General features: G+C 71.6%; 27 protein-coding genes. 8 read left to right on the forward strand and 19 right to left on the reverse strand.

Annotated features, from left to right (window positions below):
• Window positions 1–4808, reverse strand: a 4808-nt coding sequence (locus K2X24_RS19650; protein WP_292500267.1) for an alpha-2-macroglobulin, incomplete at its 3' end; no start/stop codon positions are given.
• Between the two features lie 275 nt (window positions 4809–5083).
• Here K2X24_RS19650 and K2X24_RS19655 point away from each other — a divergent pair.
• On the forward strand, window positions 5084–6496 hold the full coding sequence (locus K2X24_RS19655; RefSeq protein ID WP_292500270.1) for a serine protease: 1413 nt from the start codon (window positions 5084–5086) through the stop codon (window positions 6494–6496).
• A gap of 7 nt (window positions 6497–6503) precedes the next feature.
• On the opposite strand, the gene K2X24_RS19660 is transcribed toward K2X24_RS19655, so the two are convergent.
• The 5 genes from K2X24_RS19660 to K2X24_RS19680 form a co-directional block, all read right to left on the reverse strand.
• Window positions 6504–6659 (reverse strand): DUF3309 domain-containing protein, encoded by a 156-nt coding sequence (locus K2X24_RS19660; protein ID WP_292500272.1) that lies wholly within the window; start codon window positions 6657–6659, stop codon window positions 6504–6506.
• A 143-nt stretch (window positions 6660–6802) separates the two neighbouring features.
• Window positions 6803–7837, reverse strand: a complete 1035-nt coding sequence (locus tag K2X24_RS19665; RefSeq protein ID WP_292500274.1) for a cysteine synthase A — start codon at window positions 7835–7837, stop codon at window positions 6803–6805.
• 53 nt (window positions 7838–7890) lie between these two features.
• Window positions 7891–8256 (reverse strand): response regulator, encoded by a 366-nt coding sequence (locus K2X24_RS19670; RefSeq protein ID WP_056476559.1) that lies wholly within the window; start codon window positions 8254–8256, stop codon window positions 7891–7893.
• 170 nt (window positions 8257–8426) lie between these two features.
• The gene (gene hpt, locus K2X24_RS19675) at window positions 8427–8996 is read right to left on the reverse strand and encodes a hypoxanthine phosphoribosyltransferase (RefSeq protein ID WP_238276087.1); all 570 of its coding nucleotides are present in this window, start codon (window positions 8994–8996) and stop codon (window positions 8427–8429) included.
• A gap of 12 nt (window positions 8997–9008) precedes the next feature.
• Complete coding sequence (locus K2X24_RS19680) at window positions 9009–9818, reverse strand: zinc-ribbon domain-containing protein (protein ID WP_292500280.1); 810 nt, start codon at window positions 9816–9818, stop codon at window positions 9009–9011.
• 215 nt (window positions 9819–10033) lie between these two features.
• Here K2X24_RS19680 and ftsE point away from each other — a divergent pair, with 215 nt between their 5' ends.
• The 3 genes from ftsE (at window position 10034) to K2X24_RS19695 (ending at window position 12715) form a co-directional block, all read left to right on the forward strand.
• Window positions 10034–10735: a cell division ATP-binding protein FtsE gene (gene ftsE / locus K2X24_RS19685; RefSeq protein ID WP_238276267.1), complete on the forward strand. Its 702-nt coding sequence runs from the start codon at window positions 10034–10036 to the stop codon at window positions 10733–10735.
• A 2-nt stretch (window positions 10736–10737) separates the two neighbouring features.
• Window positions 10738–11790 carry an ABC transporter permease gene (locus K2X24_RS19690; RefSeq protein ID WP_292500282.1) on the forward strand — a complete coding sequence of 351 codons (1053 nt, stop codon included), beginning with the start codon at window positions 10738–10740 and terminating at the stop codon, window positions 11788–11790.
• A 124-nt stretch (window positions 11791–11914) separates the two neighbouring features.
• Window positions 11915–12715 carry a YdcF family protein gene (locus K2X24_RS19695; RefSeq protein WP_292500284.1) on the forward strand — a complete coding sequence of 267 codons (801 nt, stop codon included), beginning with the start codon at window positions 11915–11917 and terminating at the stop codon, window positions 12713–12715.
• 34 nt (window positions 12716–12749) lie between these two features.
• Here K2X24_RS19695 and K2X24_RS19700 read toward each other — a convergent pair whose 3' ends face one another.
• The 9 genes from K2X24_RS19700 to K2X24_RS19740 form a co-directional block, all read right to left on the reverse strand.
• Window positions 12750–13043: a hypothetical protein gene (locus tag K2X24_RS19700; protein WP_292500314.1), complete on the reverse strand. Its 294-nt coding sequence runs from the start codon at window positions 13041–13043 to the stop codon at window positions 12750–12752.
• Between the two features lie 59 nt (window positions 13044–13102).
• Complete coding sequence (gene ptsN, locus K2X24_RS19705) at window positions 13103–13570, reverse strand: PTS IIA-like nitrogen regulatory protein PtsN (protein ID WP_292500287.1); 468 nt, start codon at window positions 13568–13570, stop codon at window positions 13103–13105.
• Window positions 13571–13689: 119 nt separating this feature from the next.
• Entirely contained in the window at window positions 13690–14301 is a 612-nt protein-coding gene (raiA, locus tag K2X24_RS19710; protein WP_238276097.1) for a ribosome-associated translation inhibitor RaiA, read from the reverse strand.
• A gap of 135 nt (window positions 14302–14436) precedes the next feature.
• Entirely contained in the window at window positions 14437–15990 is a 1554-nt protein-coding gene (rpoN, locus tag K2X24_RS19715) for an RNA polymerase factor sigma-54 (protein WP_292500289.1), read from the reverse strand.
• A gap of 368 nt (window positions 15991–16358) precedes the next feature.
• Window positions 16359–17207, reverse strand: a complete 849-nt coding sequence (lptB, locus tag K2X24_RS19720) for an LPS export ABC transporter ATP-binding protein (protein ID WP_292500317.1) — start codon at window positions 17205–17207, stop codon at window positions 16359–16361.
• Between the two features lie 23 nt (window positions 17208–17230).
• Window positions 17231–17983, reverse strand: coding sequence for an LptA/OstA family protein (locus tag K2X24_RS19725; RefSeq protein WP_292500291.1), 753 nt, complete (start codon window positions 17981–17983; stop codon window positions 17231–17233).
• Window positions 17980–18747, reverse strand: a complete 768-nt coding sequence (gene lptC / locus K2X24_RS19730) for an LPS export ABC transporter periplasmic protein LptC (RefSeq protein WP_292500293.1) — start codon at window positions 18745–18747, stop codon at window positions 17980–17982. Before lptC ends, K2X24_RS19725 begins: the two co-directional genes overlap by 4 nt.
• Window positions 18748–18987: 240 nt before the next feature.
• Entirely contained in the window at window positions 18988–19614 is a 627-nt protein-coding gene (locus K2X24_RS19735; RefSeq protein WP_292500295.1) for a ribonuclease D, read from the reverse strand.
• A gap of 144 nt (window positions 19615–19758) precedes the next feature.
• The gene (locus tag K2X24_RS19740; protein WP_292500297.1) at window positions 19759–20130 is read right to left on the reverse strand and encodes a helix-hairpin-helix domain-containing protein; all 372 of its coding nucleotides are present in this window, start codon (window positions 20128–20130) and stop codon (window positions 19759–19761) included.
• A 397-nt stretch (window positions 20131–20527) separates the two neighbouring features.
• Here K2X24_RS19740 and rpmF point away from each other — a divergent pair, with 397 nt between their 5' ends.
• The gene (rpmF, locus tag K2X24_RS19745; protein ID WP_056187853.1) at window positions 20528–20716 is read left to right on the forward strand and encodes a 50S ribosomal protein L32; all 189 of its coding nucleotides are present in this window, start codon (window positions 20528–20530) and stop codon (window positions 20714–20716) included.
• A 124-nt stretch (window positions 20717–20840) separates the two neighbouring features.
• Here the strand turns inward: rpmF and K2X24_RS19750 are convergent, their stop codons facing one another.
• Together K2X24_RS19750 and phaR are read right to left on the reverse strand one after the other, a co-directional pair.
• The gene (locus tag K2X24_RS19750) at window positions 20841–21077 is read right to left on the reverse strand and encodes a hypothetical protein (protein ID WP_292500299.1); all 237 of its coding nucleotides are present in this window, start codon (window positions 21075–21077) and stop codon (window positions 20841–20843) included.
• A gap of 96 nt (window positions 21078–21173) precedes the next feature.
• The gene (gene phaR, locus K2X24_RS19755; RefSeq protein ID WP_238276119.1) at window positions 21174–21797 is read right to left on the reverse strand and encodes a polyhydroxyalkanoate synthesis repressor PhaR; all 624 of its coding nucleotides are present in this window, start codon (window positions 21795–21797) and stop codon (window positions 21174–21176) included.
• A gap of 314 nt (window positions 21798–22111) precedes the next feature.
• Here phaR and K2X24_RS19760 point away from each other — a divergent pair, with 314 nt between their 5' ends.
• The gene (locus tag K2X24_RS19760) at window positions 22112–23293 is read left to right on the forward strand and encodes an acetyl-CoA C-acetyltransferase (RefSeq protein WP_292500301.1); all 1182 of its coding nucleotides are present in this window, start codon (window positions 22112–22114) and stop codon (window positions 23291–23293) included.
• A gap of 133 nt (window positions 23294–23426) precedes the next feature.
• A complete protein-coding gene (gene phbB / locus K2X24_RS19765; RefSeq protein ID WP_292500303.1) occupies window positions 23427–24158 on the forward strand; it encodes an acetoacetyl-CoA reductase in 732 nt (243 codons plus the stop codon).
• Between the two features lie 36 nt (window positions 24159–24194).
• Here phbB and K2X24_RS19770 read toward each other — a convergent pair whose 3' ends face one another.
• Complete coding sequence (locus K2X24_RS19770) at window positions 24195–25451, reverse strand: glycerophosphodiester phosphodiesterase family protein (protein WP_292500306.1); 1257 nt, start codon at window positions 25449–25451, stop codon at window positions 24195–24197.
• A gap of 154 nt (window positions 25452–25605) precedes the next feature.
• Between K2X24_RS19770 and K2X24_RS19775 the strand changes: the two genes are divergently transcribed.
• Window positions 25606–26472, forward strand: coding sequence for a DMT family transporter (locus K2X24_RS19775; protein ID WP_292500309.1), 867 nt, complete (start codon window positions 25606–25608; stop codon window positions 26470–26472).
• A gap of 113 nt (window positions 26473–26585) precedes the next feature.
• On the opposite strand, the gene K2X24_RS19780 is transcribed toward K2X24_RS19775, so the two are convergent.
• The coding region (locus tag K2X24_RS19780; RefSeq protein ID WP_292500311.1) for a cupin domain-containing protein at window positions 26586–26951 on the reverse strand (366 nt) is incomplete at its 5' end.

The following is a 26951-nucleotide window of genomic DNA, read 5'->3' on the forward strand; positions in this document are numbered from 1 at the left end:
CCCTCCAGGGCCGCGGCCCGGTAGCTGCGCGCCACGGCGCCGCTCTCGGGGCGGCCGTCGAGGGTGAAGCGCAGGGCGTCGGAATCCGCGCTCAGGCCCTCGGCGGCCAGCACCATCCAGGCCTCCTCCTGAGTGCTGGTCGGCCGGCCGCTGGCGCGCTCGGCCGCGATGAGCGCGCCGAGCGGCTGGATGCTGTCGCGGGCGAGCCCCGTCTCGGCGGCCAGCGCCAGAAGGCCCGCGCCGTCGCGCAGGCGCGAGCCGTAATCCGGCCGGTAGCCCGGGCTCGCGGCCGTCTCCCGGAAGCCGGCCATCGCGGCGGTGAAAGCCTTGGCGGCCCGGCCGCGATCCCCCAGCAGGGCCAGGGCGGCGGCGATCTGTCCCCGCGCGAGCGGCGTGGCGAAGGCCGCGAGCTTGGTGTCGGCGAGGTAGCGCAGGTCGCCCATCACGGACCGGCCGTTGCGGGCGAGCACGTAGGCCGCGTAGGCGATGTCCATGCCGCCCTCGCCGACCTCCGTGGTGTTGGCCACCGCGTTGCGCAGGCGGTCGAGGGCGTTGGCGAAGGCGGTCTGGGGCACGGAAAAGCCGCGCTCGCGGGCCCGGGTCAGGAAGTCGGTGACGTAGGCGTTGAGCCAGGTGTCGCTGGCCCCGTCCGTGGACCAGAGCCCGAAATCGCCCGCCCCGTTCTGGCGGCCGAGCACCCGCTCGATCGCCTGGCGCACGCGCTCGTCGGCTTGTGTATCGAGACCGAGCTTGTCGAGAGCCGCGAGGCGGTTGACGTAGAGGAGCGGCATCGCCCGGCTCACGGTCTGCTCGGAACAGCCGTAGGGGTAGCGGTCGAGGGACTGGAGCAGGGCCGGCACGTCGATGCCGGCCAGATTCGAGGCCGAGAGCGAGACCGTGCCGGTGCCGGGCAGGATGTCGGCCAGGAGTTCGTCCGAGAGCTTCAGGCTGGCGCCGGGTTCGAGGGTCTGCACGGAGCGGCGGGCGAGCGCCCCCGTGCCGGGGCCGATGTTCAGGGCAAAGCTCTGGCCGACGCCCTCGGGCAGGCCGGGGCCCCGAAGGGTCAGGTCGATCCGCGACAGGCCCGGCCCGGCGGCGGTGATGGGGATCACCAGCGCGCCCTTGGCGCCCGCCTCCAGCCGCAGGGTGCTGTGCACCGCCTCGGCGCCGACCAGGACGGAGCCGGCGAGATCGAGGTCCACGGTGTAGTCGCCGGCCTGCCCCTCGACGTTGTCGATGGCGACGTGGAAGCGCGAGCGGTCGCCGACGTTGAGGAAGCGCGGCAGGGTGCCGGTGAGCACGACGGGATCGCGGATGATCACGTCGGCCTGGGCCGCGCCCACCTTCGCGCGGCTCCAAGCGGTGACCATCACCCGGCCGGTGCCGTTGAAGGCCGGCAGGGGGAAGCTGACGCTCGCGTTGCCCTCGGGGCCGACGGTGATCGGCCCGGAATAGAGCGCCAGCGGCGCCTGGGTCGGGGGCGAATCGGCCAGTTCCGCCGCCCCGCCGTCACCGCCGGAGCGGATGGCGCCGAGCGTCCCCTGCATGCCGTCGATGAGGTATCCGTAGAGGTCGCGGATCTCGGGGCCCAGCGCCTTCTGGCCGAAGAAGTAACTGAGCGGGTTCGGCGCCTCGTAGCGGGTGAGATTCAGGATGCCGACATCCACCAGCGCCACGCTGACCCGGGCCTCCTCGCCGGATTGAAGGCCGGCGAGCTGGATCGGCAGGGTGAGGGTCTCGCGCGGGCGGACCTTGGCCGGCGCGTCGAGGGTGACGCCGAGGGTGCGGCTGTCCCGGTCGACCCCGAACCAGGCCACGCCCAGCGCCCGGCCCGGCAGGCGCTTGGCCGCCTGGTCGAGGGGCCGGTAGGCGGTGGCGACGAGGTAGGCGCCCGACCCCCACTCGGCCTTCACCGGAATGTCCACGGTGGTGCCGGCGGCCGGCACGTCGACGGTGAGGAGCGCGTGCAGCTTGTCGCTGACCACGGCGAGCGTCGCCTGTCCCTTGAACTTCGGCTGCAGGCGGGCGTGAAGCATCTCACCGGCGGCGTAGGCCGCCTTGTCGAGGCGCAGGTCCAGGAGGTCCGGCACGTCCGCCGTCTCACCGCCGCTCCAGCCCACCGTGAAAGTCACGCTCGCGGTGGCCGCCGGGCGGCCCGGCACGCTCGCCTCCAGCCGGTAGGTGCCGTAGCTCACCGTGGCGCTGACGCGGCCCGGCGCGTCCGGCGTCAGGTCGAGGCGGCCGTCGGCGATGCGCCGGGTACTCGTTACGGGCTCGTAGGACCAGCGCCCACCCTCGCGGTACCATTGATAGGTCTTCTCCACGCGCTGGAGCGTCCAGGCGACGTTGCCCTGCGCGAGGCGCTGCCCGTCGGGGGCGGCCATGACCACGTCGAAGCCCGCGACGCCGCCTTCCTGGATGTCGCCGCCGAAAGTCTTGCGGATGGCGAGGACCGGTCCTTCGGGCAGGATCGGCAGCGTGAGACTGCGGCTTAAGGCACGCCCGCCCGGCTCGCCCACCTGCAGGGTGATCTTCGCCTCGACGGGGCGCGGGGCGGCGAGGGCCTGCACCGGCACCACCAGCCGGGCCTTGCCGGTGGCGTCGGTGGTGGCGCGGGCCTCGATCTCGGTGGAGGATGCCTCCACGCGCTCGTCGTCGAGGCCGACCGAGAAGCCGTCGAGGCCCTTGATGCCGTTGCCGGCCGATTGCTGCACCAGCACGGTGCCGGAGACCTCGAGGCCGGCGCCCGGCGCGCCGTAGAGGTAGCGCGCGGCCACGTCGATGGTGGCGGGCGCGCCCTTCGTCAGGGTCGGCGCCGCGCTCGACAGCGTCACCTCCAGGCGCTCGGGGACGTAATCCTCCACGAGGAAGCTCGCCTCGCCGATGGCCGGCGCCTTCGGGTCGGTGAAGGCCGCCACCCGCCAGGTGCCGTGCGGCGCGCCCGGCATCAGCGGCAGCGCGAGTGCCCGCCCGCCGAGGCCCGCATCCGCGACCTGAGCGCGGCGGTACTCGACGCCGTCCGGGCGCTTGACCACCAGGGTCAGCGGGATCTCGGGCACCGCGACCCCTTGCGCGTCGCGCAAGAGCCCGGTGAGGTGCACGGTCTCGCCCGAACGGTAGACCCCGCGCTCGGGAAACACGTAGGCCTCGACGGCCCCCGGCTGCGGCCGGCCCTTCACGCCGCGATCGGTGAGGTCGAAGGCCGATTGGCCGAGGTCGAGGAAGCCGTAATCGTCGCCGATCTGCGCCACCACGAGGCCGGGCGCGATGCCCCCTTCCCCGCGCGCGAGGCCCGGCGCGAAGGCGGCGTGGCCCTGGCCGTCGGTCCTGGCGGTGGCCAGCACCTCGTTGTTGCGCGCCACCAGCCGGATCTCGGCGCCGGACACGGTCTCGGCGGAGGCGAGCGAGCGGGCGAAGACATGGACGCCGTCGCGGCCCTTGAAGGCGGTGAGCCCGAGATCCGAGACCACGAACCACTGCGTGGCCTGTTGCTCGTAGCCGCCCTCCTCGTCGGTGGAGGAGGCGGCTCCGCTGGCCTGGGCCAGCATGATGTAGATGCCGGGCTCCAGCTTGCCGACGGCCTGGAGTACCGGGAAGGCGGTGACGGCCTCCTGGTTCAGCTCGGCCTTGGCGGTGTCGAGCACGCCCTTCCAGACGCGCTGGCCCTTCTGGTCGGCGATGGTCCGCGCCGTGGCGCCGTTGAGCTGGGACAGGAAGTCCTCGGCCCGCAGCGAGGGCAGCAGGCCGCGGTCGCCGACCCGCAGGACCTCCACGTCGATCCGGGCCGCGTTCACCGAGACCAGGGGCACGCCGGCTTGGCCGGTGCGGGGCAGGACGTAGTTGCGCCCGGTGAAGCGGACCTGGGGCGAGCGGTCCCGGACATAGACCTCGTAATCCGCCGCTTTGAGGAGCCCTTCGCCCGCCGCCGAGGGCAGGCCGGAGCGCACCACGAAGGCGTAGCGCTCGCCGTGCTTGAGGCCGTCGACGCAGACCTGCTGGCCCGTGGCGGTGACGGCGGCGTTGGCCGCGCCCGAGACCGCGATGTAGGGCGTGAAATCGGTCTTGGCCGCCACCCCTTCGGAGAACTGGAAGCAGATGCGGGGCGCCGCGGCATCCGAATCGACGGTGTAGTTGAGGATGCGGAAGCCGTGCTCGGCCCGTAGGGATTCGTAGGTCTCGCGCACCTCCGCGTCGTCGGAGAGGGCGAGGCTGGCGCGATAGGCCTCCAGCGCCGGGCGCCACTCGGATTCGGCGGCCTGGACCGCGCCGAGGCCGGCCAGTGCCTCGGCCTCCGCCGCCGCGTTGCCGGCGCGCAGGTAGCCCTGATAGGCGGCGGCCCGCGCGTTGCGGCGCAGGCGCAGCCGGCTGGCGTAATCGCCGGTCTGGTTGTCGTTGCCGACCGCGCTGGCCGCGCGCGCATAGGCGAGCCAGTTCGCGGGGTCGCCGGGCTCGGCCACCACCGCGAGACCGAGCGGCTTCAGGGCCTCGGCCGGCTTCTCGGCCTCCAGCAGGGCCTCGCCCTCGGCCCGCGCCTTGCCGGCCGGCTTGGTGGCCCCCGTCCCCGCCTCGCTCTTCAGGCTCGCTTCGAGGCGCACGCCGTCGCTGGCGAGATCCTCGCGCAGGAACGTCTTGGGGGCCGCCTTCGGCATGACCTTGGCCAGCGCCCGCGCGGCCAGGGCCGGATTGGGGGGTTGGGTCTGTGACTGGGCCAGGGACTGGGCGTTGCCGGGCAGCGCCGTCAGCCCGGAGAAGGCCAGCGCGCACAGGAGGGGCGCGGCCCAGGATCCGCCTCTGGTCGATCCCGACATGTTTCCACCCCGCCGCTCGGATGCCGACGCATCGTGCCGGCACCGGACGGAATCGTACCACTTCGGGCTCGGCCCGCAACGCCCTGGAGCCGCCGACCCGACCGAATCAAGCCCGGGGCGCTAGGCATTTGTCTTGCCGTGCCTTTTGGCGACGAACCGGTTTCCGCCTCGTCGGAATGCACTCTAGAATTCGGGCCCGGGCTCTGCCACACCGGACGGGATCTCGCAGGGGGCGCGATTCGACCATGACGCGACGCGGGCGAACCATCCGGGGCATGGCCGGACTCGTGATCGGGGCCCTTTCAGGGACCGCCGCCGCGCAGACGCCGCCCGCACCGGCCCCCGCCAAGGCGGCACCCGTCAAGCCGAAGCCGGCGGCGCCCGATCCGGCCTTCGAGGCGGCCCGGGCCGCGTTCGAGGCCCTGCCGGAGGCCGAGCGCAAGGGCCTCCAGGAGGCCCTGGTCTGGACCGGAGAGTACAACAGCGTGGTCAGCGGCGCGTTCGGGCGGCGCAGCTACGAGGCGCTGCAGGCCTATGCGGCGCGAAAGGGAACGGGCGGAATGCCCGACGCGGCGGCCCGCGCCGCCCTGCTTCAGGAGGGCGCCGCAGCGCGCAAGGCCGCGGGCTTCACGGTGAAGCCGGACGCGACCAGCGGCGCGGTGCTGGGCGTGCCCGAGCGAATCCTGCCCAAGCGGACCGCGCAGCCCGGCGGCACCCGCTGGCAGAGCGCGGACGGGCGCATCACCCTCGAAACCAAGTCCTTTGCGCCCGGCGAGACCGGGCTCGAGGCGGTGTTCGCCCGCGTGACCGGGCCGAGCCCGGAGCGGCGGGTGACCTACAAGCTGCTGCGGCCCGACTTCCTCGTCGTCACGGCCGAAACCCCCACGGGCAAATCCTACATCCGCTACGCCGCCGGGGCGGCCGGCCTGCGCGGCATCACCCTGGGCTACGACAAGGCGCTGGCGGGCGAGGTCGACCGGCTCGCCATCGCCATCGCCAACAGCTTCGTGCCCTTTCCCGACGCCGTGCCCGCAGCCGCTTCGGGTCCGGTGGCGGCGGCTCCGGCGCCCGGTGCGCTGTCCGCACCGGCTCCGCTGCCGGCCCCCGTGCGCAGGGCAGCCCCCATCGCCACCGGGCTCGTCGTTGCGCCGGGGCGGGTGCTCACGGGTGCGGCGGCCCTCGCCGGCTGCCGCTCGCCCGCCGTCGCGGGGTTGCCGGCGCGGGTGGTCCCCGGCGCCGGGACGGATCTGGTGCTGCTGGAGAGCGCATCGCTCGCGGGCCGTACACCGGTGCTTCCGGCCCTGCGCGCAGGCGCGCTCGCGGCGGGCGAAGGGCTGGTGGTTCTGGGCGCGGAGGCGGAGGGCGTCGCGGTTGCCCCGGCGGAGGCGGGCGCGGCGGGCGCGCGGATCACGGCGCCGCTGCAACCCGGAGCCGGGGGCGCCCCGGTCCTCGACCGGTCAGGTTCCCTGGCGGGCCTCGTCGCGGCCTTTCCGGCGGCGCCGCGCCTCGTCGCGGGCGTCGTGCCGCCGGCGAGCTACGCGCTCGTCCCCGCCGGCACGGTCGCGGCCTTCCTGGGCCAGGCGGGACTGACACCGCCGGCGGCCGCGCCGAAGACCGGCGCCGGCACGCTCGGCGGGGCCGCCGCGTCCCTCTCGGGCGCGGTCGTCGCCGTCACGTGCCAGCCCTGAGGCGCGCTCAGATTCGCCCGGTGAGGAGCAGCACGATCAGGATGATCACGAGCAGACCGCCGATGCCGAAGCTCGGACCACGATAAGCCCCGCCGCCGAGGAAGTTTCCACCGCCGAGAACGATCAGGATCAGGACGATGAGCAGGATGGTGGTCAGGGTCATGGATGGGAACTCCGTCATGCGCCCAACCGGAATTGCTTGAGCTTGACCGTACAAACGTCGTCGCGGCGATTCCGTTCAACGATCCGTGCGGCATAATCCCTGTCGTTTCATCTTTCTTGCGAAGCCGGTTTTTCTGGGCCTGATCAGGCCCGCCAGTCCGGCAGCGGGTCGGTGGCAGGGCCGAGCCAATCCGGCACCGGCAGGCCGCGCTCCGCCAGGAAAGCGGGGTTGAACAGCTTCGAGGCGTAGCGCGCGGCGCCGTCGCACAGGATCGTCACGATGGTGTGGCCGGGTCCGAGTTCCCGGGCCAGCCGGATCGCGCCGGCGACGTTGATCCCCGACGAGCCACCGAGGCTCAGGCCCTCCTCGCGCATGAGGCGGAAGACGATGGCGAGGGCCTCGGCGTCCGGGATGCGGTAGGCGTGATCCGGCGTGAAGCCCGCGAGGTTCCCGGTGATCCGGCCCTGGCCGATCCCCTCCGTGATCGAGGAGCCCTCGGCCTTGAGGGTGCCGGTGGTGTAGTGGGCGTACAGAGCCGACCCTTCCGGATCGGCGAGACCGATCCGCACGTTGGGCTTGGCGGCGCGCAGCGCCTGCGCGGTGCCCGCGAGGGTGCCCCCGGTGCCCGCCGCGCAGATGAAACCGTCGACCCGGCCCTCCGTGGCGGCGAGGATCTCCGGCCCGGTGGTCTCCACGTGCGCCTGGCGGTTGGCGACGTTGTCGAACTGGTCGGCGAAGAAGGCGCCCCCCGGCTCGCTCTCGGCGAGGCGCCCGGCCAGCCTGCGGGCGGCGTGGACGTAGTTGTTCGGGTTGGCGAACGGCACCGCCGGCACCTCGACAAGACGGGCGCCGGCGAGCCGCAGGGTCTCCTTCTTCTCGGCGGATTGGGTCTCCGGGATGACGATCACCGTGCGGTAGCCCCGCACCGCGGCCACGAGCGCCAGCCCGATGCCGGTGTTGCCCGCCGTGCCCTCCACGATGGTGCCGCCGGGGCGGATGGCGCCCCGCGCCTCGGCCTCGCGCACCATGAAGAGTGCGGCCCGGTCCTTCACCGACAGGCCCGGATTCAGGAACTCGGCCTTGCCCAGGATCGTGCAGCCGGTCTCCGCGGAGGCGCGCGCGAGCCGGATCAGCGGCGTGTCGCCCACGGTCGAGAGGATGTCGGGATGGGGGGGCATGCGCGGGCCTCCGACGCGTTGAGGGTTCCGGGGGGCGGCGGCTGCCGCCCGCCTCAGGCCGCCAGCGCCCGGTTCACCGTGGAGCGCAGGTCGGCCAGGGAGAAGGGCTTCGTCAGCACGTCGGTGACGATGGCGTCGAGGCCGCGGGCCCGCTCGCGCTGGTCAGCGAAGCCCGTCATCAGCAGGATGGTGAGGTTGGGGAAGTCGCGCTTGGCCGCCAGCGCCAGGGCGATGCCGTCCATCAGCGGCATGCGGATGTCGGTGAGCATCAGGTCGAACGCGCCGTCCGCTTCGGTCAGCCGGTCGAGCCCGTCGCTGCCGTCGCTGGCCGTGACCACGGCATGCCCGTCGATCTCGAGGCCCCGCTTGAGGAAGCCCCGCACCGTCTCTTCGTCATCCACCAGGAGGATGCGGGCCATCGCGCGTCTGTGTCTCTCTCGGATCCGGGCGTTCAGTCACGCAAGGGCCGGCGCGCCCTGTCAAGGGATCGGCGGGCACAGTCGGCCCGACAGCGCCGGTTTTGCCGCGAATTGTTCGCAGCCGCGGCGGAAATGCGTCTCCCCCGCCCGCGCGACAGAGCGCGCCGGCCTCAGGTGCCGCCGAACAGGTCGGGCTCGCGGCTGTCGTAGTCCACGAGGCCGACGAAGGGCAGTTGCCGGTAGGCATGCGCCACGTCCATGCCGTAGCCGACCACGAACACGTCCGGGCAGGTGAAGCCGACGAAATCCGCGTCGATCGTCACGGCGCGCTTGCCGGGCTTCTCCAGCAGGACGGCGGTGAGCACCCGCTTGGCGCCCCGCGCCATCAGCAGGTCCTTGGCGAACACGATGGTGCGACCGGATTCGAGGATGTCGTCGATGAGGAGGACGTCGCGCCCGCGCACCTCGCTCTCCACGTCGCGCAGGATCTCGACTTGGCCGGAGGAGACCGTGGCGGTCCGGTAGCTCGAGAGGTGGACGAACTCGGCCTGCGGCTCCAGCCCGACCCGGTGCAGGGCGCGCAGGAGGTCGGCGGCGAACATGAAGCTGCCCTTGAGCACCGCCACCACGAGGAGGTTCTCAGGATTGGCGGCGGCGATGGCGGCCGCGAGTTCCTCGGTGCGCCGGGCGATAGCGGTTTCGTCGAAGAGGACGCGCACGCGTCGTGAAGTGCTGGTCATCCACGCTCCATATCATGGGTGTTTCGCGCTGGCATCGTCCTTCGCGGGCGTCTCGGCCGCCGCGTTCGCAAAATGCACCCGCACCGAGCGCCCCTGGGCCGGCGGGGCCGACAGGCTCGCGCGGAAGCGCGCCGTCTCGCCCTTCTCCAGGGCGGGGCGCGGGGGCGCGATCTGCCAGCGGTAGAGGGGCTGGTCCCGCCCGTCGCGCACCTCGACCTCGATCGGCGGAACCTCGGCCCCGGCGGCGGCGACGCCCACCAGATCGCCCTCGACGACGAGCTGGCCCTGCGCCCCCTCGCCCGGAACCTGAAAAGCCACCACATCGCGCAGATCGAGGCCGCGCAGGTTCACGGGCAGGCCGGCGCGGGCATAGAGCCCGGCGCTCTGGGGCATCGCCCGCACCACCCCGGTGCGTCCCAGGACGGCGAGGCCGAGCCCGGCCACCAGGGCGAGGCCGAGGGCGGCCCCGGGGGAGGCCAGGGGGAAGCGGCGTCCCTTCGCCTTGATGGGCTTCGGCTTCGTGCGGGGCCGGGGACGCGGCTCCTCGACCGAGGGTACCGGCTCCGGCTCGGCGCTCAGGGCCGCCTCCCAGGCGTCGAGGTCGGCCTGGGCCGAGGCGCGGCTCTCCGCCGCGTCGGGATCCGTTCCGGAGGCTGCCATCATGGCCGCGCTCATCTCGGCCTCCAGGGCGGCCGAGACCTCGTCGGGGGAAATGAACCAGGTCTCGCGGCAGGCGGCGCAGCGGACCGAGCGCCCTTCGGCGCCGACGCGATCCAGGGCGATCTGGTATTCGCTGGCGCAGGCGGGGCAGACGATCAGCATGTCCAGGCGATCAACATGGGCAATCGGCGCCTCGGGTGGCGATCGGCAGTTGCCGGTTCGGGCAAAAAGACTCACACGGTTCTCGGGCAACGCGGTTAACCATCCGTGAAGCGCGCGGTCCGTAATCGTGTCCCGGCGGGTTGCGCCGAGGGTTCGCCCGGACGCGGATGGCCCGGCGACCGGGCGGGCATGAGGGAGGGACCGTGGCGGATCGGGTGAACACGCAGTCGCTCCTGACCGGGGCCGAGGAGCCGGTGGTCCAGTTCGAGAGCGTGGGCATGCGCTACGGCCTCGGGCCCGAGGTGCTGAGCGACGTCAGCTTCCAGATCGCGCCGCGCTCGTTCCACTTCCTCACCGGGCCGTCGGGGGCGGGCAAGACCACCCTGCTGCGCCTGATCCTGCTCTCGGTGCGCCCGACGCGGGGTCTCGTCTCGGTCTTCGGCGAGGAGGTGAGCGGCATCTCCAGCGAGGCGTTGACCAACCTGCGCCGACGCATGGGCGTGGTGTTCCAGGATTTCCGCCTCCTCGACCACCTCACCACCTACGAGAACGTGGCGCTCCCCTTGCGCGTCCAGGGCCGCTCGGAGACGAGCTACCGGGCCGAGGTCGTCGAACTGCTGCGCTGGGTGGGTCTGGGCGAGCGCATGCACGTGCTGCCGCCCCTGCTCTCGGGTGGCGAGAAGCAGCGCGCCGCCATCGCCCGCGCGCTCATCGCCCGCCCCGAATTGCTGCTGGCCGACGAGCCCACCGGCAACGTCGACCCGGGCCTCGGCCGGCGCCTGCTGCGCCTGTTCATCGAACTCAACCGGCTGGGCACCTCCGTGCTCATCGCCACCCACGACTTCGCCCTGATGGACCTCGTCGAGGCCCCGCGCTTCGTGCTCGGCGACGGCCGCCTGACGGTCGAGACACGGTAGGCATGATGGGAGAGACCGGAACCCCCTCCGCCTCGCAGGCGAAGACTCAGGCGGGCCAGAGCCCGGCGCGTCAGGGCCCGGCCGGCAGGACGCCGCCCGGCGACCGTCCGCCGGTTCGGCCGCCGGCCGCGCCGGATTCGCGCGGCGCCCCCCTGCCCCCGACCCTGCGCCGCAACGCCCCCCTGGTGCCCACCGATTCGGCGGCGAGCCGGGCGCTGGCCGCCGTCATCGCCATCCTGACCTTCCTGGCCGCCCTGTGCGCGGGCGCGGCCGAGATCGTGGCCTCCAGCGCCGTCCAATGGCAGGGCACCGTGGCCCAGGAGGTGACGATCCAGGTGCGCCCGAGCCCCGGGCGCGACATCGACGCCGACGTCGCCCGCGCCGAGGGGCTGGCCAAGGCCACGCCCGGCATCGCCGGCGTGCGGGTGTTCTCGAAGGCGGAGGCCGAGCGCCTGCTCGAACCCTGGCTCGGCAGCGGCCTCGACCTCTCGGACCTGCCGGTGCCGCGCCTCGTCACCCTGAAGCTCGCCGAGACGGCACCGGACCTGAAGCCCCTGCGCGCCTCCCTGACGGAGGCATTGCCCGGCGTGGCGAGCCTCGACGACCATGCCCTCTGGCTGCGCCGGCTCTCCACGGCGGCCAACACCTTCGTGGGCGTCGGAATCGGCATCGTCGTGCTGGTGCTGGTGGCGACGGGCCTCGCGGTGGTCTTCGCCACGCGCGGCGCGATGGCGGGGAACCGCGAGGTGGTGGAGGTGCTCCACTTCGTGGGCGCCAACGACGATTTCATCGCCCGCGCCTTCCAGCGCCGCTTCTTCGGCCTCGGCCTGCGCGGGGGCATCATCGGGTCGGGGGCGGCCATCGCGGCCTTCGCGCTGGCCGGGCTGGTTGCGCGCAACTGGCGCTCGGGGCCGGCCGGCGAGGAGATCGAGGCGCTGTTCGGCAGCTTCCACATCGGCTGGCGCGGCTACGCCGCCGTGCTCCTCATCGGTGTCATCGCCTCGGTGGTCACTGGCATCGTCTCGCGCCTCACCGTCCGGCGCTTCCTGTCCTGACCAAGCCGTCCACACGCTGACGTGTCCGGCGATCCCGTTAACCCTTCGTGAACCTTTCGGGGCGGAAATGCTTGCCTCGTGAACGCCCCAATCGGGGCTATCCTACGGGGGAATGACGAGGCGGATGTCAGCCAGCGGCACCATGAGGCCCTCCGAGGCTTTCGGATGGGCCTGGACCGACACCACCTCCCGGGTGGCCGCGCCGCGGGAGCATCGCGGGCCCAAGGGCGCCAAGGGCGGTCGCCGGTTCGGCTCGGGCGCGCGAGCGACCCTCGGCCTCGCCGGCGCCGGTGCGGCGGCCCTGTTCTGCGGATTCCTCAGCTTCGTCGCCTGCCTGGAGCGGGACGAGCGCGTGCCGATCGGCCGGGCGGACGGGATCGTGGCTCTGACCGGGGGGGCGCAGCGCATCGGCGATGCCATCGATCTCCTGGCCAACGGCTACGGCCGGCGCCTGCTCATCACGGGCGTCAACGAGCGCACCAGCCGCGACGAGATCGCCCGTCTCAATCCGAACCAGCGCCACTGGATCGATTGCTGCGTCGACCTCGACTACCGGGCGCGCAACACCATCGGCAACGCCATCGAGACCCGGCGCTGGATGCGCCAGCACCGCTTCAGCACGGTCACGGTGGTGACCTCGAATTACCACATGCCCCGGACCCTGGTGGAACTCGACCACGCCCTGATGGGGGACGACCGGGTTGTGCCCCATCCGGTGATCGCCGAGGGCTTCGACCCGGACGGCTGGTGGCGGCACCCGGCCTCGGCGCGGCTCCTGGCCTCCGAGTACCTCAAGTTCCTCGTGGCCTGGGTCCGCACGCGCTTCGAGAGCGATCCCGAGCGTTCCCGCGCCGCGATCCTGATCGGACGCGGCAAGCCGATCAAGATGGTGGCCGAGCCCCTGCTGCTGCGCGGCCAGGAATAGAGCGATCCGGAGAACGGGACGACGTGGACGAGGCCTACAGGCCCTTGCACTGGCGCTGGATCAACCCCGAGAACTCCTTCTCGGAAGTCTGCACCTGGGCGAGGCGCTCCGTGCGCTCGGCCCCCGAGAGGCAGCGGCCGTAGACGCTGGCGACCCGCCGCATCGTCTCAACGTGGCGGCGCCAGACGCGGCATTGGTCGGCCGCCTCGCTTCCCGCCTGTTCGAGCTGGTCGATGGCCTGGCGCTGCATCGAGCTCGCGACGAGCACGTCGCGGGCGCAGGCGGTGTCGCCGGCGCCGCGCTGTTGCGCGAGGGCCGGATCGGCCATGAGGCAGGCGGTGAGGCAGGCGGCCGCGAAGGCCCCGAGACGTCGCGAGCGGCGCATGGTCAGGCAGCCTGCGAGGCGGAGGTGTGGGTCAGGAGCGCGTAGAGCGCGCTGGCGTCGCGGGCGGCGCGGATGCGCTCCAGGATGCCGGGCTCGCGCAGGAGGCGGGCGACCTGGGCCAGGGCCTTCAGGTGGTCCGCCCCGGCCCCTTCGGGAGCGAGGAGCAGGAAGGCGATGTCCACGGGCTGGCCGTCCAGGGCATCGAAATCCACCGGCTTCTCCAGGCGGGCGACGAGGCCGAACAGCCGGTCGAGGCCCGGCAGCTTGCCGTGCGGGATCGCGACGCCGTCGCCGATGCCGGTGGAGCCGAGGCGCTCGCGCTGCATCAGGGTCTCGAAGACCTCGCGTTCGTCGAGCGCCGGGAGTTGGCGCACCGCGTGGGCGCTGATCTCCTGCAGCATCGCCTTCTTGGTACGGGCGCGCAGGGACGACACCACGGAATCCGGAGAAAGGAATTCCAGCACAGGCATAGAACGACCGTCGCCCCGTCGGCGGCGGCCAGCCCGGCCGCCGCGCCATGAAAGGTCGGGTCACCCGCGCGACCCTTCGGACTTAATCGGCCAGGTTCAGGCTCTGTTCCCGCCCGGCCCTAGGGAGCCGCCTCGGCGGGATCGACCCAGCCGATCGCCCCGTCAGTGCGGCGGTATACGACGTTGATGCGCCCGGTGCCAGCGTGAACGAACACGAGAACGGGAGCGCCCGTGAGATCGAGGGCGGTGACCGCCTCGCTCACGGAGCGGCGCGTCAGGGTCTTGGTGCTCTCGGCGACGACCGGCGGGTGGGCGGCCTCGCCGTCGTCGGCCTCCTCGTCGTCGAAGTCGTCCGATTCGTCGCTCGGGGCGGCGAACACCGCGTAGGCCGCCTGCACGGTCGCGCCGTCATGGCCCGCCGCGCCGTGGTCCTTGAGCTTGTGCTTGTAGCGGCGCAGGCGCTTCTCCAGGCGGTCGGCGGTCTGCTCGAAGCTCGCATGGGCGTCGTGGGCGGCGCCGGAGGCCTCGAGCGTCAGGCCGGAGACGAGGTGGAGCACGCAATCGGTGCGGTAGGCCGCCCCGTCCCGCCGCAGGGTGACGTGGCCCGAGCAGGTCCCGCTCATGTGGCTGTCGAGGTATTTCGAGAGGGTGGCCGCCATTCGCTCCTCGACGCGACCCCGCAGGGCTTCGCCAAGATCCAGGCCGTGGCCCGTCACGCGCAATGACCCCATGATCCCTCCGATTTTCGTTGCCTTCGGAAGACGAGTTAAGGAGCCTCGTCCGGAGAAGTCAACGCGAGGCCCGCAACGGGCCTTGGCGCATTCGGCGATCTGTCGCCGCCTTCCGAACCGACCCGACGGATGAGGTCAGCGGCCCGCGTAGGCGAAATGCTCGCGCCGGCGCTCGATCGAGGAGGGAATGCGCAGGGATTCGCGATACTTGGCGACCGTGCGGCGGGCGATGTCGATGCCCTCGTCGCGCAGGCGCTGCACCAGGGCGTCGTCGGAGAGCACGTCGCTCGGGGCCTCGCCGTCGACGAGTTGCTTGATGCGGTGGCGCACGGCCTCCGAGGAATGCGAGGCGGTGCCGGCGGCCCCCGGGATCGCGGCGGTGAAGAAGTACTTCATCTCCAGGGTGCCGCGGCTGGTGCCGATCGACTTGTTGGAGGTCACCCGCGAGACGGTGGATTCGTGCATGCCGATGGCCTCGGCGACCGTCTTCAGGTTGAGGGGACGCAGGTGCGCGACGCCGTGCAGGAAGAAGGCGTCCTGCTGGCGCACGATCTCGGAGGCGACCTTGAGAATGGTGCGGGCCCGCTGCTCCAGGCTGCGGGTGAGCCAGTTGGCGGTCTGCAGGCATTCCGACAGGAAGGCCTTGTCGCCCTCGGCGGCCGCGCCGCGGGAGACGCGGGCATAGTAGCTCTGGTTGACCAGCACCCGCGGCAGGGCCTCGGCGTTGAGCTCCACGAGCCAGGAGCCGTCGGAGGCGGCGCGCACGAACACGTCGGGGATCAGCACCTCGACGGCCCGCGCCCCGAAGGCGCGGCCGGGCTTGGGATCGAGCCGGCGTAGCTCGGCCAGCATGTCGACCAAGTCCTCGTCGTCGACGCCGCAGAGCCGGCGCAGCGCCGCGAAGTCGCGCTTGGCCACGAGGTCGAGGCGCGAGACCAGGGCCTGCATGGCCGGGTCGAAGCGGTCGCGGTCGCGCAGCTGGAGGGCGAGGCATTCGGCGAGATCGCGGGCGGCGATGCCGGCGGGCTCGAAGCTCTGCACCAGCTTCAGCACCCGGGCGACCCGGTCGAGGGAGGCGCCGAGGCGCTCGGCCACGTCGTCGATGGATTCGCGCAAGTAGCCGGCGTCGTCGACGGCATCGATGAGGAAGCCGCCGATCAGGCGGTCCATGGGATCGCGGGTGGCAAGCTCGAGCTGGCTCCCGAGATGCTCGCGCAGGGAAATCTCGGCCGTCAGGCTCGCTTCGAAATCCGGGGCCTCGCCGTCGAAGCTGCCGCCGGTGTTGCCGTAGGGCGCGGGCGTCAGCGAGAGCATGTCGCCCGAGGCCGCCTCGCGGGCATGGGTCGGGTTCTCGTCCGCGAAGACGTTGTCGAGGCGGGTGTCGAGGGCGCTCTCCATGTCGGCGCCGCTGGCGGTGAGCGTCGTGGCGATCCAGGGCTCCTCGCCGTCGTAGTCGCCGCCCTCGCCGTCGCGGTCCACGGACGATTCCGAGGGGGTCTCGGCGGGCGCCCGCTCGATCTCCGCCTCGCCCTCCGCCCGCTCCAGCAGCGGATTGCGTTCGAGTTCGGCGTCCACGTAGGCCGCGAGGTCGAGCTGGGAGAGTTGGAGGAGCTTGATCGCCTGGAGAAGCTGAGGCGTCATCACCAGGGCTTGGCCCTGGCGCATTTCAAGCCGTTGCAGCAGGCTCATGGTTGTCGCCCCGGATGAGTCGCACCTCAGGTCAGCGGCGCACGTTCCCGTGAGCCGATTACCGGCACAAATCTTGCTTCCTCTTGTCTGCTCCCAGGTCTAGCGCCAACCCGGCCACACGTCAAAGTGTGACGGGCCTCATTTGCACGCAAATGAGGCAGGCCATGCCGGCAAGACGGGGGAGACAGCTTCGCTCCGGCCCGAGCGTCGCATCCCGCGCACTAACAAAAGCTTCTGCGATCAGGGGAAATTCCCGCACCGCACCAAAACGGCCTGCGAAGCGCGGCCGTGGGCGCCGACAAAAAAATCTGCGGGGTACGAGGTGGATGCAGGGCTCGCGCCCCGTGGACGGGGCGGACAGCCGCCGTCTAGAGGCGAAAGTCCTCGCCGAGATACAGGCGGCGAGCCTCTGGATTGGCCACGATCTCTTCCGGCGTGCCCTCCGTGAGGATGCGGCCCGAATGCGCGATGTAGGCGCGGTCGATCAGCCCGAGGGTCTCGCGCACGTTGTGATCGGTGATGAGCACGCCGATGCCGCGCTGCTTGAGGTGCTTCACGAGGTCTTGGATATCGCCCACCGCGATGGGGTCGATGCCCGCGAAGGGCTCGTCGAGGAGCATGAAGCTCGGCGAGGAGGCCAGCGCCCGGGCGATCTCGCAGCGCCGGCGCTCGCCGCCCGACAGGGCGATGGAGGGCGACTTGCGCAGGCGGGCGATGTCGAATTCCTCGAGCAGCGATTCGAGCTTTCGGGCGCGCTCCTTGCGATCCGGCTCGGCCACTTCGAGGACCGCGCGGATGTTGTCCTCCACCGTCAGGCCCCGGAAGATCGAGGCTTCCTGCGGCAGGTAGCCGATGCCGAGGCGCGCGCGCTGATACATCGGCAACCGGGTGATCGGCAGACCGTCGAGGGTGATGGTGCCGCGATCGGCCGTGACGAGGCCGGTGATCATGTAGAAGATCGTGGTCTTGCCGGCGCCGTTGGGGCCAAGGAGGCCCACCGCCTCGCCGTTGCGCACGGTCAGGCCGGCCTCATGCACCACGGTGCGGGCGCCGTAGCTCTTGCGCAAGCCCCGCACGCAGAGGATGCCGGGCCCGCCGCCCTCCTCGGCGATGGCGGCGGCCTCGGCCGCGCGCCTCCGCCTGGCGCGGCCGAAGAGCCGGCCCAGGAGCGAGGGCGGACTGGCCTGCGCGGCGGCATCGGACGAGCGCTCCGCCAGGACCGGCGCCAGGGGGGCGGTGCTCAACGCGCCGGGGCCCCGGTCTTACCGGCCGTGGCCTCCACGGGCTTGTCGGGGGCTGGCCGGGCCGCCGGGCGCGCCGCGCCGGCCGGCTGCGCGCAGCCCTTGCCCTTCGCGCCGTCCTCTTTCTGGGGCACGAACAGCGCCGAGACGCGCCCGCCCGCCACCGGGTCCATGTTCGCCCGGCCGGTGTTCATGTCGTAGACCAGGCGCGAGCCCCGCGTCACGTTCTGGCACTGGCTCAGCACGACGTTGCCGGTGACCACGATGCGCTTGGCCTCCTGGTCGAACACCGCGTTGTCGCCGGTGGCGACCTGGTCCTTCTGCACCACCGTCACGGGCCCGGCGCACTCGACGCGCTGGATGCCGTTCTCGCTCAGGCCGGCGGCGCGCTCGGCCTGGCTGGCGGACTCGCCCGCCGCCTCGCCCGACTCCTTCTTGTCCTTGCCGCGCTTGTAGCGCACCGTCATGCTCGAGCAGCGGATGGTGCTGTCGCCCTGAACGGCCACGACATTGCCGGCGAAGATCGCCTTGTTCTCATGGTCGAACACGTCGAGCCGGTCGGCGTCGATCTTGATCGGTTCCTTGCCGCCGCCGCCGAGGTTGCCCAGCGACGATGCCGCCTTCTCCTTGCGGGGCGCGACCGGGGCGGTCTGCGCCTGCAGGGAGCCGGCCGGCAGCAGGAGGGCGAGCGCGAGACCGGCAAGGCCCAGTCCCACGCGCGGCCCAGCGGGCCGGCGAACGGAGCGCTTCACCGGCGGCGCTCCCCGTCATCCGGCTCCGCCGCCGTGGTGCGGATGCGGGCGGGCCTGTCGCTCGCGGCCGCCACCGGGACGGCATCGCTGGCCGTCTCCGCCTTGGTCTGCGCGTGCAGGACCGTGCGGACGTTGCCCACGAAGGAGATCACGCGCCCGCTCTCGAGGACCTCGAGGGTGTCGGCCACGACGGTGCCGCTCGGGACCGTGACGGTCACGGCCTCGCTCGAGCGGACGCTGCCGGCCTTGAAATCGACCGCCGCCGTCGAGAGGCGGACCTCCTCGTTCTTGTCGGTCCAGAGGCGGATGTCGCGCTCCAGAGTCAGGGATTCCCGGGTGGAATCGAACACGCCGGAGGCCGCCTCCAGGTGAAGCAGGCCACCCTTGTCGTCGGTGTTGAGATGGCCCCGCATCGCCTGAAGCTCGATCACGCTCGGCTTGCGCACGTCCTGGAACGCGGCGTTCGCGGTGACCTCGTAGCCTCGGTCGCCCTTGCGGAAGCCGGACAGGCGCGGGCTCTCCATCTTCACCTTGCTGCCCGACAGGCTCACCTGCCCCACGGACACGTCCGGCAGGCTGGCGCCGAAGGGGTTGAACAGGGTGACGGCGAGGAGCGCCAGCACGGCCGAGCCGGCGGCGAGCGGGATGACGCGGCGCAGGGTCCGAACGCGGGAACTATGGCTGCGGGCGCGCGCATGGGCCCGTGTCCGGCGCGCGTCGGCCCCGCTCAGCTGCTCCGTACCGATGGCCGCGCCCACGTGCATGACATTCCCAACATCGCGACCCGCCGATGAGGGCACGCGAGGTGCGCTTCAGGCAGGGTCGACCGCCGGATGCCCGGGGGCAATGGCGAAGTTATGACGGCAAGCTTGCCAAAGCATCAAGCCCGCCGGTGCGTTCGCCGAAGGAATGATCCCGCGCGGGCACCGGGCGATGTGCGCCGGCGCACGATCGGATCCGTCCGTGCCCCGGCGGGTCCGCGCGGTGCCACCCCGCCCTCGGGCTCAGGCGTGCGCGAAGATGTCGGTCTCGGGCCAGCCGGCGAGGTCGAGGCGGGCGCGGGTCGGCAGAAAGTCGAAGCAGGCCTGGGCCATCTCGGTGCGGCTCTCGCGCGCCAGCATGGCGTCGAGGCGCGCGCGGGCCGCGTGCAGGTAGAGGACGTCGGAGGCCGCGTAATCGACCTGGGCCTGGCTCAGGGCCTCGGCGCCCCAGTCGGAGGATTGCTGCTGCTTGGAGAGGTCGACGCCGACGAGTTCGCGCACCACGTCCTTCAGCCCGTGCCGGTCGGTGTAGGTGCGGGCCAGCTTCGAGGCGACCTTGGTGCAGTAGACCGGCGCCGGCATGACGCCGAGGCCGTGGAACAGCACCGCGAGGTCGAAGCGCGCGAAGTGGAAGATCTTCAGGGTGGCGGGATCCGCCAGGACGCGCCGGAGCGTCTCGGGGGCTGGGCCGCCGGGCACGATCTGCACCACGTCGGCGCTGCCGTCGCCCCGGGAGATCTGGACCACGCAGAGGCGGTCGCGATGCGGGTTCAGCCCCAGCGTCTCGGTGTCGATGGCGATGGCCGGGCCGGCGACGTAATCGGCCGGCAGGTCGCCGCGATGCAGGCGGATGGCGGGGGGAGACGGCATGGCGGGGAAGGTTCTGCGCTCTTGTGTTCGCATCTGGAGGTCCGGCGCGTATCACCCGGCCCCTCCCCCGACAAGCGGCGCCCGCACGCAGGCAACGGAAGCCCGCGCGGCGCGCGGCGTGGGAGCCGCCCGCCGCGCCGAACCTCACTTCTGCTTGGCGATGACCTTGTCCTTGATGCCGTCATAGGCGTTCTGCGGGATGATCTTCTTGGTGATCAGCTCGTCCTTGCCCCGATAGGGCCGGCCCTTGATGATGGCGGCGGCGCGGGCCGCGCCGATGCCCGGCAGGGCGTCGAGTTCGGCCGCGGAGGCACTGTTGATATCGATCAGGGCGCCCTTGTGCGCGGCGGCCGGGCTCTCGACGGTGGGGGCCTTCGGCGGCGTCGGGTTGCTCGGGGCGGGCGTCGCCGGAGCCGGCTTGGTGGTCGGCGTCACGGGGCTCGGGGCCTGCGCCAGGGCGGGGACGGCGGCGAGGCAGGACAGCACGGCCATCGTGCGCAGCAGGGAAGACATCATGGGAAACTCCCGGGGTCGATGACGCGCTCGGAGGGCCGCGCCAACGCTCGATACCTAGGGCGGCGCGGTTGAACCGCCGCTTAACATCGTGTTGTGCGGGCGATCATCGGCGGGGGCGATCGCGTCCGCTTCGCGAAGACCACCGAATGCTGGCGGCGCACGGGAGGATACCGTAAGTGAACGGCCCGGCGCCTTCGAAGGGCACGCACTTTGAAGGGCACGCACCTGGGACGCGCAGACGTGCCCGCCCGGGCATTCGCCGGGGAACCCCTAGCCAGGGCGCCCCTGCGCGGTTATAAGGCCTGCCTCGAATCTCCGTTTGAACACGGTGCCGAGGCGATCCATCCGAGAGGGGGAGCCGCCCAGGCGCTCTTTTTGCCATCGACAGGATGCTCCCATGGCCGTTCCGAAGCGAAAGACCTCCCCCTCGCGTCGCGGCATGCGCCGCTCCGCCGACGCCCTCAAGGCCCCGACCTATGTCACGGACAAGGATTCGGGCGAACTGCGCCGTCCCCACCACATCGACCTGAAGACCGGCATGTACCGGGGTCGCCAGGTCCTCAAGGTTAAGTCGGCCGAAGCGTAAGGTCTTCGGGGCGCCCGACGGGCCGCCCGCGCACCACGGCACCGAGCCCCTCCGTGGGCAGAAAGCCGAGCTCGTTGCCGCGAGCCCGGCTTTTTCGTGTTCGGATGTCTTTCGTACCCGGATGTCAGGCGCGCCGGGCCGCCTCTGCGTAGCGCGCCGCGGCGGCGCGCGTGCGCTCGCCCCGTGAGGGGCGCAGGGCCGGCTCTGCACTGACGATCAACTGCGCGAGGAAACCGGCGAGCGGGCGATTCGGGACCGGCCGCAGACCACGACCCGTGCCGGACGCTCCGCCCGCGATCACCACGAGGTCGTGGCCGCCCCGTGGGCCCGCATCGCTCGCATGATCCTCGGGGCGCGTCATCGCATCCGTTCCGGCGCCGAAGGCGGCGCGTCGAAACAGAATTGGCGGCCGTTAACGGAACGTCAACCTTTGGTCCGGACGTCTCGCAAAACGGGGTTACTTTTTGGCGAGATCCTCGAGCCGCGACTGCATCTCGGCCATCTGGCGCTTGAGGTCGTCGAGGTCGCTGCCGCCCGCCCCCTGGGGCGCGGGCGCCGGCACTCCACCGGACTTGCCGGCCGGCGAGGGATGGTTGCCCATTCCCGAGAGGGGTCCGGTGCCGAAGGTGGTGAACATCTTCATCGCATCGCCGAAGAAGCTCATGTTGGCCCGCACCTGCTCCTCCATCGCGCTCTGGAACGCGGTGGGGGCGAAGCTCTGGGTCATCTTCTCGCGCAGGCCCTCCTGGTCCCGGGCGAAGTTCGCCATCGAGAATTCCAGGAAGCTCGGCACCATGGTGCGCATGCTGTCGCCGTAGAAGCGGATGAGCTGGCGCAGGAAGGCCACCGGCAGCAGGTTGTCGTCGCCGGCCTTGTTCTCCTGCTCGAAGATGATCTGCGTCAGGACCGACCGGGTGATGTCGTCGCCCGAGCGCGCGTCGTAGACGAGGAAGTCCTCGCCGTTCTGCACCATCGTCGCCAAGTCCTCGAGGGTGACGTAGGTCGACGTCCCGGTGTGGTAGAGGCGCCGGTTGGCGTATTTCTTGATGACGGTGTGATTGGACTTACCGTTATCCGCCATCTCTGGTGGCCTCTCCCGACACGTTCCGCCCCATGCGCACTCTTCTCGGAGACGCCGGGACCCTCGCCCGATCTCGCGGCGCACAAGTTCATCTTAAGGCGTTCGCGTGCCGACGAAAACAGCAATTTCACGCCCGTCCCGCAGAATACCACGCAAGCAACTGCCGGCTGTCACGGCCGGAGCCCCAAACCACCCGCGGGTGCCTTGACTTCGCAGGGTCGACGGCTTTCATCCGAGGGAACGGCACAAAGGCGCCCACGCTCAACCTGTAGGAGCGTCAAGGGAGCGCCGGCCGGGATGAGGAGAACGTCACCATGGCAGCAGAAGACATCGTCATCGTCGGCGCCGCGCGCACCGCGGTCGGCTCGTTCGGCGGCGCGTTCAACACCGTGCCCGCGCACGATCTCGGCGCCGTCGCGATCAAGGCGGCCCTCGAACGCGCCGGCGTACCGGCCGACGACGTGGACGAGGTGATCTTCGGCCAGGTGCTCACCGCCGGCGCCGGCCAGAACCCCGCCCGCCAGGCCGCCATCAAGGCCGGCATCCCCGAGAAGGCCACCGCCTGGGGCGTCAACCAGGTCTGCGGCTCGGGGCTGCGCACCGTGGCGCTGGGCATGCAGCAGATCGCCAACGGCGACGCCACCGTCATCGTGGCCGGCGGCCAGGAATCCATGTCGCTCTCCCCCCACGCGCAGTACCTGCGCGGCGGCCAGAAGATGGGCGACGTCAAGCTCGTCGACACCATGATCAAGGACGGCCTCTGGGACGCCTTCAACGGCTACCACATGGGCACCACCGCCGAGAACGTGGCCCAGGCCTTCCAGCTCACCCGCGAGCAGCAGGACGAGTTCGCGACGAAGTCGCAGAACAAGGCCGAGGCCGCCCGCAGGGAGGGCCGCTTCAAGGACGAGATCGTCCCCGTCACCGTGCCGGGCCGCAAGGGCGACGTGATCGTCGACACCGACGAGTACATCCGCGACGGCGCCACCGTGGAGGCGATGGCCAAGCTCAAGCCCGCCTTCTCGAAGGACGGCACCGTGACGGCCGCCAACGCCTCGGGTCTCAACGACGGCGCCGCCGCCATCGTGCTGATGTCGGCCTCGGAAGCCGAGCGCCGGGGCATCAAGCCGCTGGCCCGGATCGTCTCCTGGGCCACGGCCGGCGTCGACCCCAAGGTGATGGGCACGGGTCCGATCCCGGCCTCGCGCAAGGCCCTGGAGAAGGCTGGCTGGAAGGCCTCCGACCTCGATCTGATCGAGGCCAACGAGGCCTTCGCCGCCCAGGCGCTCGCGGTGAACAAGGACATGGGCTGGGACACCGACAAGGTGAACGTGAACGGCGGCGCCATCGCCATCGGTCACCCGATCGGTGCCTCGGGCGCCCGCGTCCTCGTCACCCTGCTGCACGAGCTCAAGCGCCGCGACGCCAAGAAGGGCCTGGCCACGCTCTGCATCGGCGGCGGCATGGGCGTCGCCCTCTGCGTCGAGCGCGTCTGAGCCACGTCCCGCGCGGCACCGCACGAATTCTTGACGGTGCCGCAAAATTAAATCGGTCGCGCGGCGCGCGGGCGCTCCGCTAAAGCGCGACCGGCCAATCAAAATCACAAGAAACCGGATTTCGGAGGAAAGCATGGCTCAGGAACGCGTCGCACTCGTCACCGGCGGCACCCGCGGCATCGGCGCCGCCATCTCGAAGGGCCTCAAGGCCAAGGGCTACAAGGTCGCGGCCAATTACGGCGGCAACGACGAGGCGGCCAACGCCTTCAAGGAAGAGACGGGCATCCCGGTCTTCAAGTTCGACGTCGGCGACTACGCCGCCTGCGAGGCCGGCATCAAGGCCGTCGAAGCCGAGGTCGGCCCGGTCGACGTGCTGGTCAACAATGCCGGCATCACCCGCGACGGCCTGTTCCACAAGATGACCTTCGAGAAGTGGCAGGCGGTCATCAAGACCAACCTCGACTCGGCCTTCACCGTCACCCGGCCGGTCATCGAGGGTATGCGCAACCGGGGCTTCGGCCGCATCATCCTGATCTCGTCGATCAACGGCCAGAAGGGCCAGATCGGCCAGGCCAACTACTCCGCCGCCAAGGCCGGCGTGATCGGCTTCGCCAAGGCGCTGGCCCAGGAGAGCGCCTCGAAGGGCATCACCGTCAACGTGATCGCGCCGGGCTACATCGCCACCGACATGGTGATGGCGGTGCCGGAGGACGTGCGCAACAAGATCATTTCGACGATTCCCGTGGGCCGCCTCGGCGAGGCTGAGGAGATCGCCCGCGCGGTGGAATACCTCGCGGGCGACGATTCCGGCTTCATCACCGGCTCGACCCTGACCATCAACGGCGCACAGTACATCGCCGGATAGTGGTTCGCGCGGCTCCCGCTGCGGGAGCCGCGCCCGTCACTCGATGCCGACGCAGTTGGCGTAGAACGTCGCCGTCGCCGGCCAGTCCGAGAAGACGCCCTTCACGCCCACTTGCCCGTACAGCACATCCAGGAGGGTGAGCACGTCGCCATCCCGGTCGATCACCGGGCGGATCGACTTGTAGTAATAGCCGCCCCCGTCCTTCAGCGGTCCCGAGCGCTCCAGCGACCAGGTGATCAGGTCGAGGCCGGCGGCCCGCGCCGCGCGGGCATAGGCCGAGGGTTCGATGCTTCCGTTCGGCCCGAGCCGGACCAGCATCCAGAGGGGCGGCGCCAGGGTGCGCAGGCCCAGCGCCGCCAGTTCCGCCATGCCGGGCGTCCAGCTCTCCGGCCGCTCGGGATCGAAGCCCGGGTCGGTCTCATCGCGGTTGTCGAGCCAGAGGGCCTGCCGCCCGAATTCGGGCTCCGCCCTCAGCCAGTACAGGATGTCCCGGAGCTGGAAACTCTGCGGCCGCACGTCGGAGGCCGGGATGCCGGCCTGCTTGTAGGCGTCGATCATCGCCTGGGCGTACTGGTCCTGGCCGTAGCCCGCGAACGGCATCGGCACCTCGGGCGCCTTCAATTCCGGCGTGAACCGGCGCCCCAGGGATCGGACCAGCGCGATGTAGTCGTCATGGCTCATCAGCGTGCCGGTGGTGGCGTAGAGGTCGGTGCGCCAGCGCGGGGTCGCATTCATGTAGGCCTCCCGAGTGGTGGCCTGGGGGTCGCTGGCGTCCATCTTGCCGTTGAGGCTCTTGAACTCGGCCAGGGTCAGGTCGCTGGTGCAGCAGCGGGCCGAGGCCTTGCGTCCGGCGGCCGGGTCGGCGGGCTGGAAATCCTGGCTGCACTTGGCCGCCAGGTCCGGTCGGGCGAGGATATCGGTGGTGGTGTGGAGGTCGCACTGGGCGTGCCGGCAGACCAGCTGCCGGTCCCGCGTGAAGGCGACGTCGCACTCGATCACCCCGGCGCCCATGCGGGCGGCCGCCAGGATGCCCTCTCGCGTGTGCTCGGGAAACTGCAGCGGTGCGCCCCGGTGCGCGATCGAGAAGGTGCGGGCGGTGTAGGGCCGGTCCGCGCCGCAGGCCTGCAGGCGGTCCTTGAGGGGGCCGGGCTTCATGCCGTCCACGAGGTAGAAGGGCCGCGGCCCGAGCTGGGCCGGCTCGCCAGCCACAGCCGGGGCTGCGGCCATGAGCAGGGCGGCGCCCAGCGCCGCCGCTCTCCGGAGGCGTCCACGTCCGGGAGATGCCGCGCCCATATCCGCCTCCATGCCGGTTGCCTGCCCTCGGGGAGGTAGGGCCGGCCCGTGACCGGTCGATGAAGGTGCCGGCTCCGAGCCCGCTTCGTCTTGCCCGGAGCGGTCCCCCATGGGAGAGCGGCGCGGCCTCCCGCCTTCGGACTTCCGGTTTGCCATGCCCTCCGCGACCCTGCTCGGCTTCGGCGCGATCCTGCTCTGGTCGCTGCTCGCCCTGCTCACCGCCCTGTCGGGGACGGTGCCGCCGTTCCAGCTCGCGGCGATGACCTTCGCGCTCGGCGGCCTCGTCGGCTGCGCCAGCTGGCTCGTGCGCCCCCAGGGCATCCGCGCCCTGCGTCAGCCCTGGCGGGTCTGGCTCCTCGGCGTCGGCGGCCTGTTCGGGTACCACGCCCTGTACTTCACCGCCCTGCGCCTCGCCCCGCCGGCGGAGGCGGGCCTGCTCAACTACCTGTGGCCGCTCCTCATCGTGCTGCTCTCGGCCCGGCTCCCCGGGGCGGCGGGCCTGCGCGCCGGCCATCTCGGCGGCGCCGCCCTCGGGCTCGCGGGCGTCGTGGTGCTGTTCGCCGGGCGGGGCGGGATCGACTTTTCCGCCGGGGCCGTGCCGGGCTACCTCGCGGCGCTGGCGGCCGCCTTCGTGTGGTCGGGCTATTCCGTGCTCTCGTCCCGGGTCGGGGCGGTGCCGACCGACGCGGTGGCGGGCTTCTGCCTCGCCACCGCCGCCCTCAGCCTCGCCTGCCACCGCGCCTTCGAGACGACCCTGTGGCCGGAGGGCGCGGTGCAATGGGGCGCGATCGCCGCCCTCGGCCTCGGGCCGGTGGGCGCCGCCTTCTATCTCTGGGACATCGGCGTGAAGCGGGGCGACCTGCGCCTCCTCGGAGTCGCGGCCTACGCCGCACCGATACTCTCGACCCTGACCCTCGTTCTCGCCGGCTACGCCGAACCGAGCCCGGCCCTGGCGCTGGCCTGCCTCCTCATCGTCCTCGGCGCCGGGGTGGCGGTGCGGGCCTCCCGCGCCGGGCGCTAAGCAGATTCGCCTTGGCAAGCCAACGCTTCACCCTGCTTAGCTCTCTCATATATCGTAGGTTTTAGCCGCAAAACCGGCGGCCACTTTTGCCAAACCTGCTTCGATCCCGAGCCTCAGGCTCTGGGCATCGGCCGCCAGTCCGGGGGCGCCATCTCGAAGCCGGCGAACTCGAACGCGGGCGAGACCGTGCAGCCGACCAAGGTCCAGGCGCCGAGGCTCGTGGCGGTCTGCCAATGGCCGGCGGGAACCACGATCTGCGGCTGCTGCCCGCGCGTCAGGTCGGGTCCGAGATAGGCCGCATGCGCATCGTGCCCGTTGGGGCTGACCGTCAGGACGAGGGGTGCGCCGGCGTGCCAGTGCCAGATCTCGGCCGCGTCCACCCGATGCCACTCGGAGACCTCGCCGAGATCGAGCAGGTAGTAGATCGCGCTGCCCACCGAGCGTCCGTCCACGGTCCGGGGATCGCGAAACGTCTCGCG

The sequence above is a fragment of the Methylobacterium sp. genome, assembly GCF_019750675.1.
GTDB lineage: Bacteria > Pseudomonadota > Alphaproteobacteria > Rhizobiales > Beijerinckiaceae > Methylobacterium.